General features: G+C 62.2%; 17 protein-coding genes and 1 pseudogene. 9 read left to right on the top strand and 9 right to left on the bottom strand.

Going from position 1 to position 17,247, the window contains the following annotated elements:
- Window positions 1–93 precede the first annotated feature (93 nt).
- A pseudogene (locus tag EN824_RS07220) lies at window positions 94–1,022 on the top strand (LysR family transcriptional regulator).
- Between the two features lie 53 nt (window positions 1,023–1,075).
- Here the strand turns inward: EN824_RS07220 and EN824_RS07215 are convergent.
- A complete protein-coding gene (locus EN824_RS07215; protein WP_127277298.1) occupies window positions 1,076–1,312 on the bottom strand; it encodes a hypothetical protein in 237 nt (78 codons plus the stop codon).
- 326 nt (window positions 1,313–1,638) lie between these two features.
- Here EN824_RS07215 and EN824_RS07210 point away from each other — a divergent pair, with 326 nt between their 5' ends.
- The 6 genes from EN824_RS07210 (at window position 1,639) to rimO (ending at window position 7,034) form a co-directional block, all read left to right on the top strand.
- Window positions 1,639–2,505 (top strand): sterol desaturase family protein, encoded by an 867-nt coding sequence (locus EN824_RS07210; RefSeq protein WP_127277296.1) that lies wholly within the window; start codon window positions 1,639–1,641, stop codon window positions 2,503–2,505.
- A 119-nt stretch (window positions 2,506–2,624) separates the two neighbouring features.
- On the top strand, window positions 2,625–3,431 hold the full coding sequence (locus EN824_RS07205; protein ID WP_127277294.1) for an alpha/beta hydrolase: 807 nt from the start codon (window positions 2,625–2,627) through the stop codon (window positions 3,429–3,431).
- Window positions 3,432–3,532: 101 nt separating this feature from the next.
- The gene (locus tag EN824_RS07200) at window positions 3,533–4,231 is read left to right on the top strand and encodes a DUF2161 family putative PD-(D/E)XK-type phosphodiesterase (RefSeq protein ID WP_127277292.1); all 699 of its coding nucleotides are present in this window, start codon (window positions 3,533–3,535) and stop codon (window positions 4,229–4,231) included.
- Between the two features lie 56 nt (window positions 4,232–4,287).
- A complete protein-coding gene (locus tag EN824_RS07195; RefSeq protein ID WP_167531434.1) occupies window positions 4,288–4,695 on the top strand; it encodes a DUF930 domain-containing protein in 408 nt (135 codons plus the stop codon).
- A 180-nt stretch (window positions 4,696–4,875) separates the two neighbouring features.
- A complete protein-coding gene (locus tag EN824_RS07190; RefSeq protein WP_127277290.1) occupies window positions 4,876–5,562 on the top strand; it encodes a TerC family protein in 687 nt (228 codons plus the stop codon).
- 158 nt (window positions 5,563–5,720) lie between these two features.
- The gene (rimO, locus tag EN824_RS07185; protein WP_127277288.1) at window positions 5,721–7,034 is read left to right on the top strand and encodes a 30S ribosomal protein S12 methylthiotransferase RimO; all 1,314 of its coding nucleotides are present in this window, start codon (window positions 5,721–5,723) and stop codon (window positions 7,032–7,034) included.
- A 76-nt stretch (window positions 7,035–7,110) separates the two neighbouring features.
- On the opposite strand, the gene EN824_RS07180 is transcribed toward rimO, so the two are convergent.
- The 8 genes from EN824_RS07180 to EN824_RS07145 all read right to left on the bottom strand — a co-directional run bounded on the left by EN824_RS07180 (window position 7,111) and on the right by EN824_RS07145 (window position 15,407).
- On the bottom strand, window positions 7,111–8,178 hold the full coding sequence (locus tag EN824_RS07180) for a BMP family ABC transporter substrate-binding protein (RefSeq protein WP_127277286.1): 1,068 nt from the start codon (window positions 8,176–8,178) through the stop codon (window positions 7,111–7,113).
- A gap of 51 nt (window positions 8,179–8,229) precedes the next feature.
- Entirely contained in the window at window positions 8,230–9,150 is a 921-nt protein-coding gene (locus tag EN824_RS07175) for an ABC transporter permease (RefSeq protein WP_135864827.1), read from the bottom strand.
- Window positions 9,150–10,280, bottom strand: coding sequence for an ABC transporter permease (locus tag EN824_RS07170; RefSeq protein ID WP_135864825.1), 1,131 nt, complete (start codon window positions 10,278–10,280; stop codon window positions 9,150–9,152). Before EN824_RS07170 ends, EN824_RS07175 begins: the two co-directional genes overlap by 1 nt.
- Window positions 10,277–11,854: an ABC transporter ATP-binding protein gene (locus tag EN824_RS07165; RefSeq protein WP_189343669.1), complete on the bottom strand. Its 1,578-nt coding sequence runs from the start codon at window positions 11,852–11,854 to the stop codon at window positions 10,277–10,279. Before EN824_RS07165 ends, EN824_RS07170 begins: the two co-directional genes overlap by 4 nt.
- Before the next feature lie 216 nt (window positions 11,855–12,070).
- Window positions 12,071–13,048, bottom strand: a complete 978-nt coding sequence (locus EN824_RS07160; RefSeq protein WP_135864821.1) for a quinone oxidoreductase — start codon at window positions 13,046–13,048, stop codon at window positions 12,071–12,073.
- 27 nt (window positions 13,049–13,075) lie between these two features.
- Complete coding sequence (gene pcsA, locus EN824_RS07155; RefSeq protein ID WP_127280773.1) at window positions 13,076–13,918, bottom strand: phosphatidylcholine synthase; 843 nt, start codon at window positions 13,916–13,918, stop codon at window positions 13,076–13,078.
- Window positions 13,891–14,505, bottom strand: coding sequence for a DUF1326 domain-containing protein (locus tag EN824_RS07150; RefSeq protein ID WP_135864818.1), 615 nt, complete (start codon window positions 14,503–14,505; stop codon window positions 13,891–13,893). The genes pcsA and EN824_RS07150 overlap by 28 nt, the downstream gene beginning before the upstream one ends.
- A 14-nt stretch (window positions 14,506–14,519) precedes the next feature.
- Window positions 14,520–15,407, bottom strand: a complete 888-nt coding sequence (locus EN824_RS07145) for a DUF2182 domain-containing protein (protein ID WP_245464524.1) — start codon at window positions 15,405–15,407, stop codon at window positions 14,520–14,522.
- A 114-nt stretch (window positions 15,408–15,521) separates the two neighbouring features.
- Between EN824_RS07145 and EN824_RS07140 the strand changes: the two genes are divergently transcribed.
- Window positions 15,522–16,736, top strand: a complete 1,215-nt coding sequence (locus tag EN824_RS07140; RefSeq protein WP_135864816.1) for a UbiH/UbiF family hydroxylase — start codon at window positions 15,522–15,524, stop codon at window positions 16,734–16,736.
- Window positions 16,737–16,884: 148 nt separating this feature from the next.
- Complete coding sequence (hspQ, locus tag EN824_RS07135) at window positions 16,885–17,208, top strand: heat shock protein HspQ (RefSeq protein WP_189343674.1); 324 nt, start codon at window positions 16,885–16,887, stop codon at window positions 17,206–17,208.
- Window positions 17,209–17,247 lie beyond the last annotated feature (39 nt).

Here is a 17,247-nt window from a genome sequence, read left to right as displayed (position 1 = left end):
CAAGCGGAAGCCATGCGCCAGGCGCGCCAGATTCAAACTATGGTTGCATCCGACGCTATGTCTGGCAAAACACCTGCGATAAGGCTGTGTGCCATGGACAATGTGGACTTGAACCTTCTCGTAGCGCTCGACGTCTTGCTCGCCGAAGGCAGCGTGACGGGGGCGGCCCGCCGGCTCGGCTTGAGCACCTCGGCGATGAGCCGGACACTCGCACGACTTCGCGCTGCCACCGGCGACCCGCTGCTCGTGCGAGCCGGACGCGAACTTGTGCCCACGCCGCACGCTACGGAATTGCGCGATCGCGTCCATGAGTTACCCGGGATGTAAGATCAGTCCTGCGGCCGCAAAACATGCGCGTGGACCTGGCCGGGCTCGAATTGACGTTCACCATTCGCGCCAGCGAAGCGTTCCTGGAATTCCTTGCCGGCCCGGTCGTGAATGCGGTCACCCGTGCGGCGCCTCGTGTCCGCCTACGCTTCGCACCCAAGCCCGACAAGGACGCGCGCCCGCTTCGGGAAGGCCTCATCGATCTGGAGATCGGTTTGCTTGGAACGTCCGCGCCCGAGATACGCACCCAGTTCCTGTTCCACGACAAATATGTCGGCGTGGCCCGGGCTGGACATCCGCTTCTGACAGACGCCGGCGTTACGCCCGAACGCTATGCCGCCTGCAAGCATGTCGTGGCGTCACGGGAAGGCAATGTCGCCGAGCCGATCGATGGCGCCTTGCAGAAGCTCGGCCTTGGACGCACCGTCGTGGTTGTCGTGCCCGGCTACCCCGATGCGATACGGATTGTGCGACAGTCGGATCTGGTCGCGACCGTGCCGGGCTCGTGTTTCGGCAGCACAAGTGCAGGCGACCACGCCATCACGGCAGGTCTCGAGAGTTTCGAGCTCCCGCTTCCCATTCCTCAGTTCAAGATATCGGCGATGTGGCATCCTCGCATGGACGCCGACCCGGCCCATCGTTGGCTGCGCGATACCGTGATGTCGGCCTGCCGGGCGGCATATGCGCGGCGATGAAGGCGTGATCACGCAACGACGGCAAGCCCACGCCATGCCAAGCGGCGACCTGCTCAGTCCGACTGCTGTGTGCGCTCCGCGATGGCAAATGCCTGCAGGTTCCTGGCCTTGCCGATGTCCTGATCCGCGTTTGCGATGATCGAGAAGAAGGCTGCTCTGGCAATATCCTTCTTCGAGGCCTTGGGGTGGGCCTTCCGGGCGGCTTTGACAAGCTGCTTGGGAGACATGCCGGGCGTGACGATCCTCATGAGGGTGTCGCCGATCGCACTCATTTCACTCGCGTCCGTCATGGGCGTCCCTGTGCTGACCGTAATGCCATAATAGCAAGGACAACTCGCGACCGACAATATGGTTCTGGAAATGAAAAACCCCGCCGGCAGGGACCGGAGGGGTTAGTCCTGGGAGGACGCGCGTTGCGCTGCGTTCGACAAGCGCGCGCCGACCAGGTAGCGCCAGCTTGCGACACGGATGTGACACCCGGCGAGCGCGTTTGTCACATGACAAGCGAGGAACGATGCAAGCGGTCGGCATCAAGCCTTTGGAAAGGAGAAATGTGGTTCTGTTCGGGAGCTGAAGCGCCGGGTGCGCTGACCAAAGGCAAGGCGATAGCGGTCGAATGGATATCTTTGGCATCAAGGGGCTGTTGATCTGCGCGCTGATCTTCATTCCGTTCGAGCATCTGTTTGCCGAGCGACCGCAGAAGATCCTGCGCAAGGGCCTGGGTGTCGACCTGATCTACGTGCTGTTCAACGGCCTCGTGGTAAAGGCAGTAATAATTCTGATAGCGGCCAACGCACTCGAAGCCGCTGCGATGCTGATCCCGCGATCGGTAACGCTTGCGGTCGGCGGCCAGCCCATCTGGCTGCAGGTCGCCGAAATCATCGTGATTTCCGATATAGGCGTCTATTGGGCACACCGTGCGTTTCACGAAATCCCCGCGCTGTGGAAGTTCCATGCGGTTCATCACGGCATTGAGGAACTGGATTGGCTCGGCGCATTCCACTCTCATCCCGTCGACGCCATCGTCACGAAGGCAATTTCGCTGACACCGATCTTTTTTCTCGGATTCTCCGAAGCCTCGATCGCTGTCTTTTCCATCATCTACTTCTGGCACACGCTGCTTGTTCATTCGAACTTGCGGATTCCGTTCGGCCCCTTGAAGTGGCTCATCGCCAGCCCGCAGTTCCATCGCTGGCACCATGCCAACCAGCGCGAAGCCTACGACAAGAACTTCGCCGGACAGTTGCCCTTCCTCGACGTGGTGTTCGGCACGTACAATGCGACTGGCAACAAAGTGCCTGAGAAATATGGCGTCGACGATCCAGTCCCCTCCAGCTACTTCGGACAGATCGGCTATCCGCTGCGGCGCCGCAGGACACGATCGGATCGGGCAGTGCGTGACGGCGAAGCCCTCCACGAAAATCAGCCGGCGCGAAACAAGCAGGATCGAACGGCAACAGGTGCGGTCAATATCGGCCCTTAGGCAATGCAATCTCCCCTGTCGTGTCGCCTGATGGCAGCAGAAATTGCCTTGCGGGTTGGTCTCGGTGGGGGCCGGCGATAAACATAAGCCCTGCGCATTTGCCAAGAGGCTGTTTCGGCATGGACTATCGCGATGACGACCTCACCAAATTCGAAGCGCATGGTGCCGCTCCTTTGCCGGCCGCGGCGGACGAAGGCCATGTGGAGCATGAGGGTGCGAGAATCTGGTACGCCACCTTTGGGGCGGGGTTTCCCGTGATCTTGTTGCATGGCGGCCTTGGCCATAGCGGCAATTGGGGATTTCAGGTCCCATCATTGGTCGAGCGCGGCTATCAGGTCGTCACCATCGACAGCCGTGGCCATGGACGCAGCACCCGCGACGAACGGCCATGCAAATACGAGCTGATGGCCTCGGATGTCCTGGCCGTGATGGATCGCCTGCAATTGAACAAGGCCATCGCTGTAGGTTGGAGCGATGGCGCCTGCGTTGCGCTGATCCTTGGCATGAAGGCCGCCGATCGCATCGCCGGTGTGTTCTTCTTCGGCTGCAATATGGATCCCAGCGGCACGAAGGACTTCGAGGCCAGTCCGGTCATCGAGCGGTGTTTCAGCCGGCACAAAAAGGACTATGCCGAGCTGTCGGCCACGCCAGATCAATTCGATGCATTTGTCAAAGCTGTCGGCCTGATGATGAAGAGCGAACCCAATTATGGCGCCACCGAGCTGGGAGAGATCCGCGTGCCCGTTGCGGTCGTCCAAAGCGAGCACGACGAGTTTATCAAGGACGAGCACGCCACCTATCTGGCCAGCAGCATACCGGGATCGGAATTGGTGATGCTGCCCGAGGTCAGTCACTTCGCGCCCTTGCAGCGTCCCGACCAGTTCAACCGCGTGCTGTTGGCTTTCCTCGCAGAACTTCATTCCTGAGCCCTGCCTCGCCGCTTCCGGAATCCCCGCTCTGGCCCAGGCACGCGACACACCATTTCGCCTGCGAGGCTTTTCATGTCGAATCGGCTAGACCTTGCGATATGAACGAGACCTCACTCTATGCGCCGGTGAAGCGTTTCCTCGAAAATCTCGACTTCGTCGTGAAGGGGGAAATCGGCGGCTGCGATATCGTCGCGTTGCGCGAAGGGGAGCCGCAGATCGTCGTCATCTGCGAGTTGAAGCTGCAGTTCAATCTCGAACTGGTTCTGCAGGGCGTCGACCGTGCGGCTGCTTGCGATGAAGTGTGGCTGGCGGCGCGCATGTCGGCGCGAGGCAAGGGGCGCGAAAGCGATGCCAGGTTCCGCAACCTTTGCCGTCGGCTCGGCTTCGGCCTGATTGGCGTAACCGCCAGTGATCGGGTCGAACTGCTTCTCAGTCCGATCGCCGTGGCGCCGCGCAAGAATGCGCGACGGCGATCTCGCCTTGTCGACGAGCACCAGCGCCGCCGCGGCGATCCTGTCGCCGGCGGCGGATCGCGCGCTCCGATCATGACCGCCTACCGGCAGAGCGCCCTCGCCTGCGCCGCCGCGCTTTCGGACGGCCCCAAACGGCCGCGCGATCTGAAAGCCTTGACGCCGATCGCGCCGAAGATTCTGCAGCACAATGTCTATGGCTGGTTCGCAAGGGTCGAGCGTGGTCTTTACGATCTCACGGATGCCGGCCGCGCCTCGCTGGTTCGTTGGCCGCAGGTCCCGCATGATGAAGCCCGACACGAGATTTTGATTGCGCCGGGCCTCTGAATACCGGGGTTTGCCGAGCATGAACCGCCCCTGTTGGTTGATCTTTCAGACAAAACATGCTGCTTGTCCCGCCCATGAAGACACTATGCATGATGGCCATTGCGTCCCTGACGCTGGCTTTTCCGGCCAGTGCGATGGACAACGCCTTGCGCTCCGGACTGATGAAACTTGATCCGCAGACCCGCCTCGAGCAGCGTTGCGATGCCGAAGTCCTGGACCGGATCACCCATGATGATCGCAAGTTCAAGGCCGACCGCGTCGTCGCCTACGCCTTCGCGACGCCAGAGATGAGCGCCGACGCCATCCGGAGCCCCGGTGCGGCGTTCCGCAGCAAGGGACAGTGGTATCGGCTGAAGTTCAAATGCCAGACGGGGCCGGATCATATGGAAGTTCTCCAGCTCCGCTATCGGATCGGGGATGAGATCCCTGAAGCCGACTGGCCGAAGTACAATCTCTACGATTAGTTCTCGCGGGCTTGCCGCATTGGCTTGCCGCCGGCGCATGTTGAGAATCTTCCGTAATTCCACCACCACGAAAATGGTTTTCCAGCGTTGTCCGGTGCTGCGGCTTGACGCCAGCAGACCATGCCTTTAGGCCCGTTCGGACGATCGACGACGAACACTCGACGAAGGGCTTCCAGGTCGATGGAAATATTTACCGCCGCCGGCTTTTCGGCTCTCCTTCAGGTCATCGCCATCGACCTTGCGCTCGCGGGCGACAATGCCATCGTCATCGGCCTCGCCGCTGCAGGCTTGCCGGCCAGCCAACGCCAGCGAGCCATTCTGGTCGGCATCGCGGCGGCCACCGTTCTTCGCATTTTCTTCGCCCTGATCACGCAATGGCTGCTGACCATTGGTCCCATGCTGCTTATCGGTGGCGGCCTGCTTTTGCTGTGGGTTTGCTGGAAGATGTGGCGCGAATTGCGTGTCACCCACGACGAGGAGCGCGACGCCACCGAAGCGCTGTCGAACGGCGACTTCAACAAGGATGGTGCCATTGGCGGCAAGGGGCCGAGCAAAACCTTCTCGCAGGCCGCCTGGCAGATCGTCATTGCCGATGTCTCGATGTCCCTCGACAATGTCCTGGCCGTGGCGGGCGCGGCCATGAACCATCCGACGGTGCTGATTGTCGGGCTGGCGCTGTCGATCGCTTTGATGGGCTTTGCTGCGTCGTTCGTCGCGCGCCTGCTGCACAAATACCGCTGGATTGCCTATATCGGCCTGGTCATCATCCTCTATGTCGCGGTCAAGATGCTGCTGGATGGGGCTGTGCAGCAATTCCCCGATCATTTCGCCTTCCTGTCACCCTGGTTCGGGTCAAGCGGGCACTGACGCACAGGCGGAGCCGCAGGGCTCCGTTTGCCTGATTGAGGAAGCCGTGCTATTGCGCCGCCCGAATTGAGCTCCTGCTAGGAGCCATGCAAACCGTTATATGTCGAGACTGCGGGCCGGATCGATGTTTCCGGTTCGCGTCCATTGGAAAATTGCCCATGTCCGCCCCACGCGTCAGCTTCGTCAGTCTCGGCTGTCCCAAAGCCCTTGTCGATTCCGAGCGCATCATCACGCGTCTGCGGGCCGAGGGCTACGAGATCGCCCGCAAGCATGACGGCGCCGATCTCGTTGTCGTCAACACCTGTGGTTTCCTGGATTCCGCCCGCGACGAGTCACTCAACGCCATCGGCTCCGCGCTTTCGGAAAACGGCAGGGTCATCGTCACCGGCTGTCTGGGCGCCGAGCCGGACGTGATCCGCGAGAAGCACCCCAACGTGCTGGCGATCACCGGACCGCAGGCCTATGAGAGCGTGATGGCCGCCGTCCATGAGGCGGCCCCTCCCTCGCACGATCCCTACATCGACCTCCTGCCGCCGCAGGGCGTCAAGCTGACGCCGCGCCACTATGCCTATTTGAAGATCTCGGAAGGCTGCAACAACCGTTGCACCTTCTGCATCATTCCAGCCCTTCGCGGCGATCTCGTCTCGCGGCCGGCGGCCGATGTGCTGCGTGAAGCCGAGAAACTCGCCAAGGCCGGCGTCAAGGAACTGCTCGTCATCTCGCAGGATACCAGCGCCTACGGCATCGACATCAAATACCAGACGTCCATGTTCGGCGATCGCGAAGTGCGAGCGAAGTTCCTCGATCTCTCGGAGGAACTGAGCAAGCTCGGCATCTGGGTGCGCATGCATTATGTCTACCCCTACCCGCATGTCGCCGACGTCATCCCGCTGATGGCCGATGGAAAAATCCTCCCCTATCTGGATATCCCCTTCCAGCACGCCTCGCCGCAGGTGCTGAAGAACATGCGCCGGCCGGCCCATGGCGAGAAGACGCTCGAGCGCATTCGCGGCTGGCGCGATGTGTGCCCGGATCTCGCCATCCGCTCGACCTTCATCGTCGGCTTCCCCGGCGAAACGGACGACGATTTCGAGATGCTGCTCGATTGGCTGGATGAAGCGAAAATCGATCGCGCCGGCTGCTTCAAATACGAGCCGGTCAGAGGCGCCCGTTCCAACGATCTCGGCCTTGAGCAGGTGCCGCAGGAAGTCAAGGAAGCGCGCTGGCATCGCTTCATGCAGCGCCAGCAGAAGATCTCGGCGACGCAGCTTGCCAGGAAGGTCGGCAAGCGTCTGCCGGTGCTGATCGACGAGGCGCAGGGCACCTCTGCGAAGGGCCGCACCAAATATGACGCGCCCGAGATCGATGGTTCGGTCCACATCCAGTCGCGCCGCCCGATGCGCGCCGGCGACATCGTCACCGTCAAGATCGAGCGCGCCGACGCTTACGACCTCTACGGCTCGGCCGTCTGAGCTCCCGCCAGCTTCTCCATCCAAATGAAAAGGGCGCCTCGCGGCGCCCTCTGCAGATCGAAATGTGTTCTGCCGTTTATTGCGGCAGCTTGTCGTCGACGCCCTTGACGTAGAAATTCATGCCGAGCAGCGTGCCGTCGTCGGCGACCTCGCCATCCTTCAGCCACGCCGAGCCATCCTGCTTGGCGATCGGTCCGGTGAAGGGGTTCCAGCCGCCGGCGATCTTCTTTTCGCTCGCTTCGGCCATCGCCTTCACGTCGTCGGGCATGTTGGTGTAGGGCGCGAGCTTGACCGCGCCGTCCTTGATGCCGAGCCAGACATTGTCCGGCTTCCAGCTGCCGTCGATGGCTGCCTGTACGCGGCTGATATAATACGGGCCCCATTCGTCGGTCAGCGACGTCAACTGCGCGTTCGGCGCGAACTTGATCATGTCGGACGACTGGCCGAAGCCGTGCAGCTTGCGCTCTTCGGCCACCTGCAGGGCAGCGGTCGAGTCGGTGTGCTGGACGATGATGTCGGCGCCCTGGTCGAACAGTGCCTTGGCGGCGTCGGCTTCCTTGCCCGGATCGAACCACGAGTTCACCCAGACGATCTTGGCCTTGAAGTTCGGGTTGATCGATTGCGCGCCGAGCATGAAGGAGTTGATGCCCATCACCACTTCCGGGATCGGGAAGGAGACGATGTAACCGGCGACGCCGGACTTCGATTCCTTGGCGGCGATCTGGCCGAGCACGTAGCGGCCTTCATAGAAGCGCGCATTGTAGATGCCGAGATTATCCCCGGTCTTGTAGCCGGTGGCGTGCTCGAACATCACCTTGGGAAACTTCTTGGCGACCTTCACTTCGGCGTCCATGAAACCGAACGAGGTGCCGAAGATGATCTTGCAGCCTTCGCGCGCCAGACGCTCGAAAGCACGGTCGGCGTCTGGGCCTTCGGAGACGTTCTCCAGATAGGCGGTCTCGACCTTGTCGCCGAGCGCCTTCTCGACCTCGAGGCGGCCCTGGTCGTGCTGGTAGGAATAGCCGAAATCGCCGATCGGGCCGGTGTAGACCCAGCACGCCTTCAACTTGTCGGCGGCCTGCGCGGACGCCGCCAGCGACATTGCGGCAGTCGTGGTCATCAGGGCAATAAGCAGTTTTTTCATTGTGTTACCTCTCTGAGTTAAGCCTTGGAGCTTCCCGTCTTGTTCTTGTTGTCAACGATCCGGAACGAATGGCTGCCCCAGGGATGCCGGCGTGTTCATCATCGTCAGACGCTTGTCGCGCGAGATTAGAACGAGAACCACGACGGTTGCCAGATAGGGCAGAGAAGAAAGCATCTGCGAGGGCACCGGAATGCCAAAAGCCTGTGCATGAAGCTGGCCGATCCACACCGCGCCGAAGATGTAGGCGCCGGCCAGCACCCGCCACGGCCGCCAGGATGCGAACACCACCAGGGCGAGCGCGATCCAGCCGCGGCCAGCGGACATGTTCTCGACCCACTGCGGCGTATAGACGAGCGACAGATGCCCGCCGGCAAGACCGGCGCAGGCGCCCCCGAAGATGACCGCGAGGTAGCGATAGCGGATGACCTTGATGCCAAGCGCATGCGCCGATGTATGGCTGTCGCCGATCGAGCGCAGCGTCAGCCCGGTACGCGTCTTGAACAGGAACCACATCACCGCGGCCGTCAGCGCGATCGAAATATAGAACACAGGGTCCTGGCCAAACAGCAGTCTGCCCACGATCGGAAGCGAACTGAGGCCGGGAATATCAAGGTTGGGGAGCCGGACGCCAGGCTGGCCGACGAAGCGCGTTCCGATCATGCCGGAGAGGCCGAGGCCGAGCAGCGTCAGCGACAATCCGGTCGCCACCTGGTTGGTGGCCAGCGACAGCGTCATGACGGCGAACAGCAGCGAGAAAACTGCTCCCATGATGATTGCCGCCAGGAGGCCGATCCAGGGCGAGCCGGTCAGGTAGCCGGCCCCGAAGCCGCCGACGGCACCCATGATCATCATGCCTTCGACGCCGAGATTGAGCACGCCGGAACGTTCGACCACCAGTTCGCCGATCGCCGCGATCAAGAGCGGCGTCGCCGCCGTGGCAATGGTCAAGAGGATGTTGACGGTAATGTCCATCAGCGGGCTTCCTTCAACTTTGGCGCGGCCTCGAGCTTCGCGGGGGCTTCCTGTTTGGTCAGCGCCAGGCCGATCAATCGGATGCGGTAATGAATGAGCGTGTCGCAGCCGAGCACGAAGAACAGCAGCATGCCCTGGAACACCCTCGCCACCTTGTCGGAAATGCCGAGCGCGCTTTGCACCGCCTCGCCGCCGAGATAGGTCAGCGCCAGCACCAGGCCGGCGGCGACGATGCCGAGCGGATTGAGGCGGCCGAGGAAGGCCACGATGATGGCGGTGAAGCCATAGCCGGGCGAAATCACGGGCTGCAGTTGCCCGATGGCGCCGGAGACCTCCGAGATGCCGGCAAGGCCGGCCAGTGCACCCGACAGCAGGAAGGCGAAGAACACCATGCGGTTGAGGCCAAAGCCGGCGAAGCGCCCTGCTCTCGGGCTGGAGCCCAGCACGCGGACCTCGAAACCCTTGAGCATGCGGCCCATCAGGATCCAGATCAGCACCGCTGCCACAAGGGCGAAGACGAAGCCCCAATTGGCACGCCCGGCATCGGGCATCAGTTCCGGCAGCACCGCCGAGTCGCCGAACTGGATCGTTTGTGGAAAGCCGTGTCCCTGCGGATCGCGCCACGGCCCGCGCACCAGCCAGTCGAGGAAGAGTTGTGCGACATAGACCAGCATCAGGCTGGTGAGGATTTCGTTGGTGGAGAACCGGGTCTTCAGCAAGGCCGGGATCGCAGCGTAGGCCGCACCGCCGACCATGCCGAGTAGAAGCATCAGCGGCAGCACCAGCGGGCCTTCGAATTGCGGAAACAGCACCGGAATGATGGAGCCGAAGATGGCACCGAAAATGAATTGGCCTTCGGCGCCGATGTTCCAGATGTTGGCCTTGTAGCAGACCGACAGGCCGACCGCGATCAGGATCAGGGGGGCTGCCTTGATCGCCAGCTCGTGCAATTGCCAGACCTGGCTGATCGGCTCGATGAAGTAGATATGGAACGCGTTGAGCGGGTTGACGCCGAGCAGCGCGAACATAATGGCGCCGGCAATGATGGTCAGCGCGAAGGCGATGAACGGCGACAGCATCGAAAACAGCGCCGAGCGCTGCGGGCGTTTGACGAGTTCGAGGCGCATCATGCCGTCTCCAACGTATGTTCGGCGTGGCCGGGTTCGGCGCCGCCCATCAGCAAGCCGACCTTCTCGAAAGTCGCTTCGGCGATCGGCATCGGCTTCGAGAGCTCGCCATTGTGCATGACCGCGATCGCGTCCGATATCTCGAACAGCTCGTCCAGATCCTGGCTGATCACCAGTACGGCCGATCCGCTGCGAGAGAGCTCGATCAAGGCCTGGCGGATGTGCGCCGCGGCTCCGGCGTCGACGCCCCATGTCGGCTGGTTCACCACCATCACGCTTGGGCGGCGGTCGAGCTCGCGGCCGACGATGAATTTCTGCAGATTGCCGCCCGAAAGTGCCGCCGCTTCGGGATCCGGCGCGCTCTTGCGCACATCCATCGCTTCGATGATGCGTTGCGATGCCGCGTAGACGGCGCCGCTCTTGACCATGCCGCCGGTGCCGACAAAAGCCTTGCCGTCGGTGGCATGGCGCGACAGCAGCAGGTTTTCCGAGAGTTTCATGCGCGGTGCCGCTCCATGGCCAAGGCGCTCTTCCGGCACGAACGCCGCTCCCAGCAGGCGCCGCCCGGTGATGGTGAGGCCGCCGGCGTCCTTGCCGCGGATGCGCACCGAGGCGGCATCCTGCTGCAAAACCTCGCCGGAGACGGATTCGAAGAACTCGCCCTGGCCATTGCCGGCGACGCCGGCAATGCCGATCACCTCGCCGGCGCGGACATTGAGGCTGATGTTCTTGAGAGGAATGGAAAACGGCGTTGCCGGCTTGCGGCCGAGGCCGCGGATTTCGAGCAGCGGCTGCGCGGTCTCGATCCCCTCGACCGGCGCCCGCACCACAGCCTGCACCTCGCTGCCAACCATCATGCGGGCGAGCGATGAGGCGGTCTCCTCGCGCGGGTTGCAGTGGCCGACCACCTTGCCGTGCCGCAGCACGGTGGCGCGGTCGCAGATGCGTTTGACCTCTTCGAGCCGGTGCGAAATGTAGAGGATCGATTTGCCTTCCGCGCGTAGCCGCTCCAGCGTCTCGAACAGCTTGTCGGCTTCCTGCGGCGTCAGCACCGATGTCGGCTCGTCCAGGATGATGAGTTGCGGCGTCTGCAGCAGGCAACGGATGATCTCGATGCGCTGGCGCTCGCCGACCGAAAGGTCGCCGACCAGCGATTCCGGATCGAGCGGCAGGCCATAGCTGTAGGAAAGCGCCCTCGCCTTGGCCGCGATGCTGCTGATCGGCGAGCCGTCATCCAGCGACAGCGCGATGTTCTCGGCGGCCGTCAACGCCTCGAACAGCGAAAAATGCTGGAACACCATACCGATGCCGAGCTTCTTGGCAACGCCCGGGCTGGTGATCCGCACCGCCTGGCCGTTCCAGAAAATCTCGCCGGAATTGGGCTCGAGCGAGCCGAACAGCATCTTGACCAGCGTCGACTTGCCGGCGCCGTTCTCGCCGAGCAAAGCGTGGATCTCACCTTTGGCGATGTTGAGGTCGATATGGTCGCACGCCGTCAGCGTGCCGAATATCTTGGTCAGGCCACGAACCTCGAGCAGGTTCGCTCCATCATGATTTGCACTCACAGTGCCTCCCATCCGGATTGCCGGACATGTTCTGTGTTCCCGCAAGCATCGTATGCGCGGCCGGCTCTCGTGCGAAAGCAGCACCCGACTTGAAAGAGCTTCAAGAATTTCAGCGGAAACTCAAGGGCAAAGATCAGCCTGCCTCGCACAAGCATGTGGCTGGCCGACTTTTCGTGCAAACCAAGCCCGCGGCTGCGGCGGGACGCTGAAAACCAAGGCAGACTATCGTCAGGGAACCAGGATGGTCGTGCCTGTCGTTCTGCGTCCCTCAAGATCCTGATGCGCCTTGCCCGCGTCTTTCAGCGCATAACGCTGATTGATCTTGATCTCGACGGCACCACTGAGCACGACCTCGAACAATGCGGCGGCGGAGGCATCGAGGTCCTCGCGTTTTGCATTGTAGACGAACAGTGTCGGCCGCGTTGCGAACAGCGAGCCCTTCTGCGCCAGCAGCGACATCGAGAACGGCGGGATGGGTCCCGAGGACTGGCCGAAGCTGACGAACATGCCGAGCGGCTTCAGGCAGTCGAGCGAGGCCGGGAATGTGTCGTTACCCACGGAATCGTAGACGACGTCGCATTTCCTGCCGCCGGTGATGGCGGCGACGCCGGCGACGAAATCCTGCTCCTTGTAGTTGATGACATGGTCGAAGCCGTGTGCCTTGGCCAGTTCGATCTTGTCGGCGGAGCTGGCGGTGCCGATGACCGTTGCGCCGAGGTGTTTTGCCCATTGGCCTAGAATGAGCCCGACGCCACCAGCCGCGGCATGAAACAGGATCGTGTCGCCTGCCTTGACCTTGAAGGTCCGGCGCAGGAGATATTCCGCGGTCATGCCCTTCAGCATCATGGCGGCGGCCTGTTCGTCGCTGATGCCGTCCGGCACCTTGACGACCTTGCTGGCATCGATGACGCGCTCTTGCGCATAAGCACCCGTCGTCACGGCGTAGGCAATCCGGTCGCCCGGCTTCAACCAGTCGACGCCCTGGCCGACTTCCAGCACCACGCCGGCGGCTTCGCTGCCGGGAATGAGCGGAAATCCGCCGGGCGGCGGATAGAGGCCCGAGCGATGATAGACATCGATGAAGTTGAGACCGATCGCGGTATGCTTGATCAGGATCTGCCCCGAACCGGGCTGGCCGGGATCGGTGTCCTCGTAAGTCAGGACTTCGGGGCCGCCATTGGCGTGGATTCGGATGGCTTTGGACATGGACAGGATTCCTTGAAGAGCGGCTGATCAGGCCTTTTTGGCGCCGAGTTTTGGAAAGAACTGCATAATGCCGCCAATGCAGGCCAGGTAGAGCCCCGTGATGGTAATACCGATCTTGGTAAAAGTGCTGACCTGCTCACCCAGCACGCCGATCTCGTCGTAGAAGGCGGCGAGCGCCGCCTGCGCAAGCGCAAGCGCGCCGAAGGCGCACCACAACAGCGTCATGCCGAGATTGATCGGCCGCAGCCGCTTCACCCGCACCGGATGGATGAAGTTTATCGGCACAAAAGTCAGAATGCCGGCCACCACCACCACGGCGAACGAAACCCATTGTCCCGGCTCGATAACGAACAGCGTGAACACCACCATGTTCCAGACCACCGGGAATCCCTTGAAGAAATTCTCCTTCGTCTTCATGCCGGTGTCGGCGTAGTAGATCGCGCTTGAGACCACGATGATCGCCGCCGACAGGAACGACAGGCCTTCGCCCATGAAACCGCGCTGATAGAGCGCGAAGGCCGGGATCAGCACGTAGGTCACATAGTCGATAATGTTGTCGAGAAGTTCGCCCGACCAGGTCGGCAGGATTTCCTTGACCTCCAGCTTTCGGGCGATCGGCCCATCGATACCGTCGACGAACAGCGCCAGCCCCAGCCACCAGAACATGGCCGTCCAGCGCTCCTCGCTCGCCGCCACCAGCGACAGGAAAGCCAGGAACGAACCGGAAGCGGTCAGCAGATGCACCGAAAACGCGCGCGCCTGCGGCCAAGTGACCTTCTTCTTCGGTCGCGGAATCCGTTCCGTGATCTTCTCGGCGATCTTGCGGGCCTTTGTGTTCTTCCTCACGGGCCCCGCCAATCCAGCTTGCATATCTCGGCCGAGCGGCCGGCGAAATTCCAGTTGCGGCCAAAGGCCCGCATCTTGCTCTTGTCGGACCTGGCCACGATGATCTCCGGCGCGATCCAGTATTCGGAATTCGTGATCACCGTATCCTTCTCGCGGTCCTTGCCCGCGATTGGTGTGACCGCCCCGTCGATAATCCTGGGTATCTGGAAAATACGCGTCTTGTCGCGCGTCTCGTAGGTGATCGGCACCTGTTCGACGCCCAGGAATTTGCCGACCAGGATCGAGAGCAGCGACGTCGTTCCGCCGGCTTTGCCGGTGAATATCTTGGTCAAGGCCTTGACCGCGTAGACAGAGGCCCTGACGTCGATGAACAGGCCCGCGGTCCAGTTGCCACGGCTCATGTAACCGGGGATTTCCATGATCAGCCCAAGATTGAGACCGGAGAGGTCGACCTCGCCGAAATGGCCGGCGTCGATACGAAAACCCGCCCAGGTCTGGCAGTAACCTTCGGTCGGAGGATGGTTGCCAAGCGACAGCACGCAAGGGCAAAAAACCGTGCAATTGCAGGAGAGTACGAGCTCTCCTTTCATTGCCCAGCTCTGATCTGCCATCGAATTTCCCCCACTCATAGCGAGACTACTAGCAGCGCGGCTGCCCAGACAAGCAGTATCGCACCAGCCAGCCGGGTTGGAAGACTGCCCGTCGTCTGTTTTTCAATCAGGGTGAACACGCCGATCAGCGCCATCCAGAAGACGTTCATCACGCCGACTGCGAACATCACCAGCATCAATGCCCAGCAGCAGCCGAGGCACCAGATGCCTTGCGCGACGCCGAGCTGGAAGACGCGGACGGTTCTCGCGCTCCAGTTCGAAAACAGGATCGAGAACGGATTCCGGCATTTCTTCAGGCAGGCCTCCTTGAGGCCGCTGAACTGGTAGAGGCCGGCAACCAGCAAGGCGAGCCCACCGGCAGCGCCAAGCAGCGGATCGAATATCCCTCCCGTGGCGGCGAATGCGTGGACGGCAAGTGTCACTGCCGCAAACAGCATCGAGGCGGCAAGCCAGACGCTGAGGTAGCCGGCAACCAGCACCAGCGGATGGACGACTGGCTCCCCCTTGATCCGCGCCGTATCGGCGATCTCGCAATAGGTGCGGATCATTGGCGCCGCGGATGGCAGCATCGCGCCGATCGCCATGAGAAACCACATGAGGATGAGCGCCAGGGTACGCGGGCCGATGCTAGCGTCCAGCGGCGCAGGTGAAAGGCAGAGTACGAAGAACCGTTCGAGCACGGCCGGTAACGGCAGTTGCGGCAAGTTACGCAACAAAGTGTCGCCTGGCGCGCCGATCTGGGCCTCGGCGCCGCGAATCGCCATCGCGGCAAGCAGCAGCCAGGCCAGTGCGATGCTTGCACCGACGACGACGTTGACCGTCCAGCGCGGCTTGCGCGCGACGTTTGCCGTGGCGCGGCCGGCGCGGTCGAGGTGGCTGAAATCGTCCTGTTGGCCGGTCATGACACTCGAATGGGCCGAATCGCCGCGTTGATCAAGCCGCATGATCTGCCCTATATGCGTCTCTCGACTGGGCAGGCCTGATGGCCGCCTCGCACAGCAAGCCGGAAGCCGATCTTGGAGCATCAGGAAACAGCGCGGATACTGATCGCAGGCACCGGGCCGGCGGGATTGATCGCCGCGCTTGCCTTCGCCGATGCCGGCTTTCCGGTGACGATTGCCGGGCCTGAGGTTTCGGCTCCCGACGGTCGCACCACGGCGCTCATGACGCCTGCCCTGAAAGTGCTCGAACGGCTGGGCGTGCTCGAGGACATCGAGCCCAAGGCCGCCCCCTTGAAGGTGATGCGTATTGTCGATGCGACCGGCAGGCTGATCCGCAGTCCCGTCGTCATTTTCCGCGCCAGCGAGATCGACGAGGAACGGTTCGGCCTGAACCTGCCCAACGGCGTCCTTGGACCCGCGCTTGCCGGCAAGGTGGCCGCGCATTCCGGGATCGAATGGCGCAGATCGATGGTGAAGGCCTGGCATCTCGGCGCCGCCAAAGCTCATGCCGCGCTGGTCGACGGCAGCGAGATCGATGCGTCGCTTGCGGTCGCTGCCGATGGCCGCCTGTCGCCGGCCCGCGAGGCCGCGGGCATCTCGACGGCGGCGCGCGCCTACCCTCAGGCGGCGCTCGTCCTCAATTTCGGCCACAGCCGCGAACATGGCTTCACCTCGACGGAGTTCCATACCGAGACCGGCCCTTTCACGCAGGTGCCGCTGCCGGGCAATCGTTCCAGCCTTGTCTGGGTGGTCAAACCTGAGACCGCGAAGGAGCTTGCCGCGTTGGACGACGCAATGCTCTCGCTGCGGGTCGAACGGCAGATGCAGTCGATGCTGGGGCGGGTAACCGTGGAGCCGGGCCGCCAGATCTATCCTTTGTCGACGGTGACCCCCCTGCGTTTCGCGGCGCAGCGGGTGGCGCTTGTCGGCGAAGCGGCGCACGTGTTCCCGCCGATCGGCGCGCAAGGCCTCAACCTGGGTATCAGGGATATCGACGATCTGGTTGGAATCGCGCGTGAAAATCGTGAGGATCCGGGGGCTGCCGCTACCCTTGCTGTATACGATCTCAAGCGCCGGCCCGATATTCTGGCGCGCAGCAGCGCGGTCAATCTGCTCAACATATCGCTGCTTTCGGACATGTTGCCCGCACAGATGGCGCGCGGCGCCGGCCTCGGCGTGCTCGGCGGCTTTGCACCTCTGCGCGCTTTCTTCATGCGCGAAGGGCTTCGTCCTGGCAGCGGCTTTGCGGCGCTTGCAGGTGGCCCTCGGAAGCCGACGCGGCAGCGGTAGCGATTCTGCGGAATTTGCCGCGGTATCGCGACGTTCATCAAAAACCTTTGTTGCGCATTCCACGTATTTTTGAGGCGCTCAGACGCTTGGGATTGAATTGATGCGGAGTCTGCGCCAAATAAAGTCAAGGAATTCAGTGGTGAGTGCGATGAAAACGGCCAAATTCGCGATCGGACAGGTGGTTCGTCACCGGCTGTTCCCGTTCCGAGGCATCATTTTCGACGTCGATCCGCAATTCGCCAACACCGACGAATGGTACGACGCCATCCCCGCCGACGTACGGCCGCGCAAGGACCAGCCGTTCTACCACCTGCTCGCCGAGAATTCGGAAACCGAATACATCGCCTATGTGTCCGAGCAGAATCTGCTCGAGGATCAGTCGGGAGAACCCGTCCGCCATCCGCAGATCAAGGAAATGTTCGACAAGAAGCCGGACGGGCGCTACGCGCCGAAACGGCAGTCCAAGCACTGACTTCCGGCATGCCGGGTACAGCCAGAAATGAAAAAAGCG

Source organism: Mesorhizobium sp. M8A.F.Ca.ET.181.01.1.1, assembly GCF_004792025.1.
GTDB lineage: Bacteria > Pseudomonadota > Alphaproteobacteria > Rhizobiales > Rhizobiaceae > Mesorhizobium.
The sequence above is the reverse complement of the archived record's forward strand: the minus strand, read 5'-3'. Positions and strand labels throughout refer to the sequence as shown.

What these genes read in the sequence shown, in the direction of transcription:
- EN824_RS07215 (WP_127277298.1), bottom strand. Translation starts at nt 1,312, where the DNA reads ATGACGGACGCGAGTGAAATGAGTGCGATCGGCGACACCCTCATGAGG.
- EN824_RS07210 (WP_127277296.1), top strand. Translation starts at nt 1,639, where the DNA reads ATGGATATCTTTGGCATCAAGGGGCTGTTGATCTGCGCGCTGATCTTC.
- EN824_RS07205 (WP_127277294.1), top strand. Translation starts at nt 2,625, where the DNA reads ATGGACTATCGCGATGACGACCTCACCAAATTCGAAGCGCATGGTGCC.
- EN824_RS07200 (WP_127277292.1), top strand. Translation starts at nt 3,533, where the DNA reads ATGAACGAGACCTCACTCTATGCGCCGGTGAAGCGTTTCCTCGAAAAT.
- EN824_RS07195 (WP_167531434.1), top strand. Translation starts at nt 4,288, where the DNA reads ATGCTGCTTGTCCCGCCCATGAAGACACTATGCATGATGGCCATTGCG.
- EN824_RS07190 (WP_127277290.1), top strand. Translation starts at nt 4,876, where the DNA reads ATGGAAATATTTACCGCCGCCGGCTTTTCGGCTCTCCTTCAGGTCATC.
- rimO (WP_127277288.1), top strand. Translation starts at nt 5,721, where the DNA reads ATGTCCGCCCCACGCGTCAGCTTCGTCAGTCTCGGCTGTCCCAAAGCC.
- EN824_RS07180 (WP_127277286.1), bottom strand. Translation starts at nt 8,178, where the DNA reads ATGAAAAAACTGCTTATTGCCCTGATGACCACGACTGCCGCAATGTCG.
- EN824_RS07175 (WP_135864827.1), bottom strand. Translation starts at nt 9,150, where the DNA reads ATGGACATTACCGTCAACATCCTCTTGACCATTGCCACGGCGGCGACG.
- EN824_RS07170 (WP_135864825.1), bottom strand. Translation starts at nt 10,280, where the DNA reads ATGATGCGCCTCGAACTCGTCAAACGCCCGCAGCGCTCGGCGCTGTTT.
- EN824_RS07165 (WP_189343669.1), bottom strand. Translation starts at nt 11,854, where the DNA reads ATGGGAGGCACTGTGAGTGCAAATCATGATGGAGCGAACCTGCTCGAG.
- EN824_RS07160 (WP_135864821.1), bottom strand. Translation starts at nt 13,048, where the DNA reads ATGTCCAAAGCCATCCGAATCCACGCCAATGGCGGCCCCGAAGTCCTG.
- pcsA (WP_127280773.1), bottom strand. Translation starts at nt 13,918, where the DNA reads ATGCAAGCTGGATTGGCGGGGCCCGTGAGGAAGAACACAAAGGCCCGC.
- EN824_RS07150 (WP_135864818.1), bottom strand. Translation starts at nt 14,505, where the DNA reads ATGGCAGATCAGAGCTGGGCAATGAAAGGAGAGCTCGTACTCTCCTGC.
- EN824_RS07145 (WP_245464524.1), bottom strand. Translation starts at nt 15,407, where the DNA reads ATGACCGGCCAACAGGACGATTTCAGCCACCTCGACCGCGCCGGCCGC.
- hspQ (WP_189343674.1), top strand. Translation starts at nt 16,885, where the DNA reads ATGAAAACGGCCAAATTCGCGATCGGACAGGTGGTTCGTCACCGGCTG.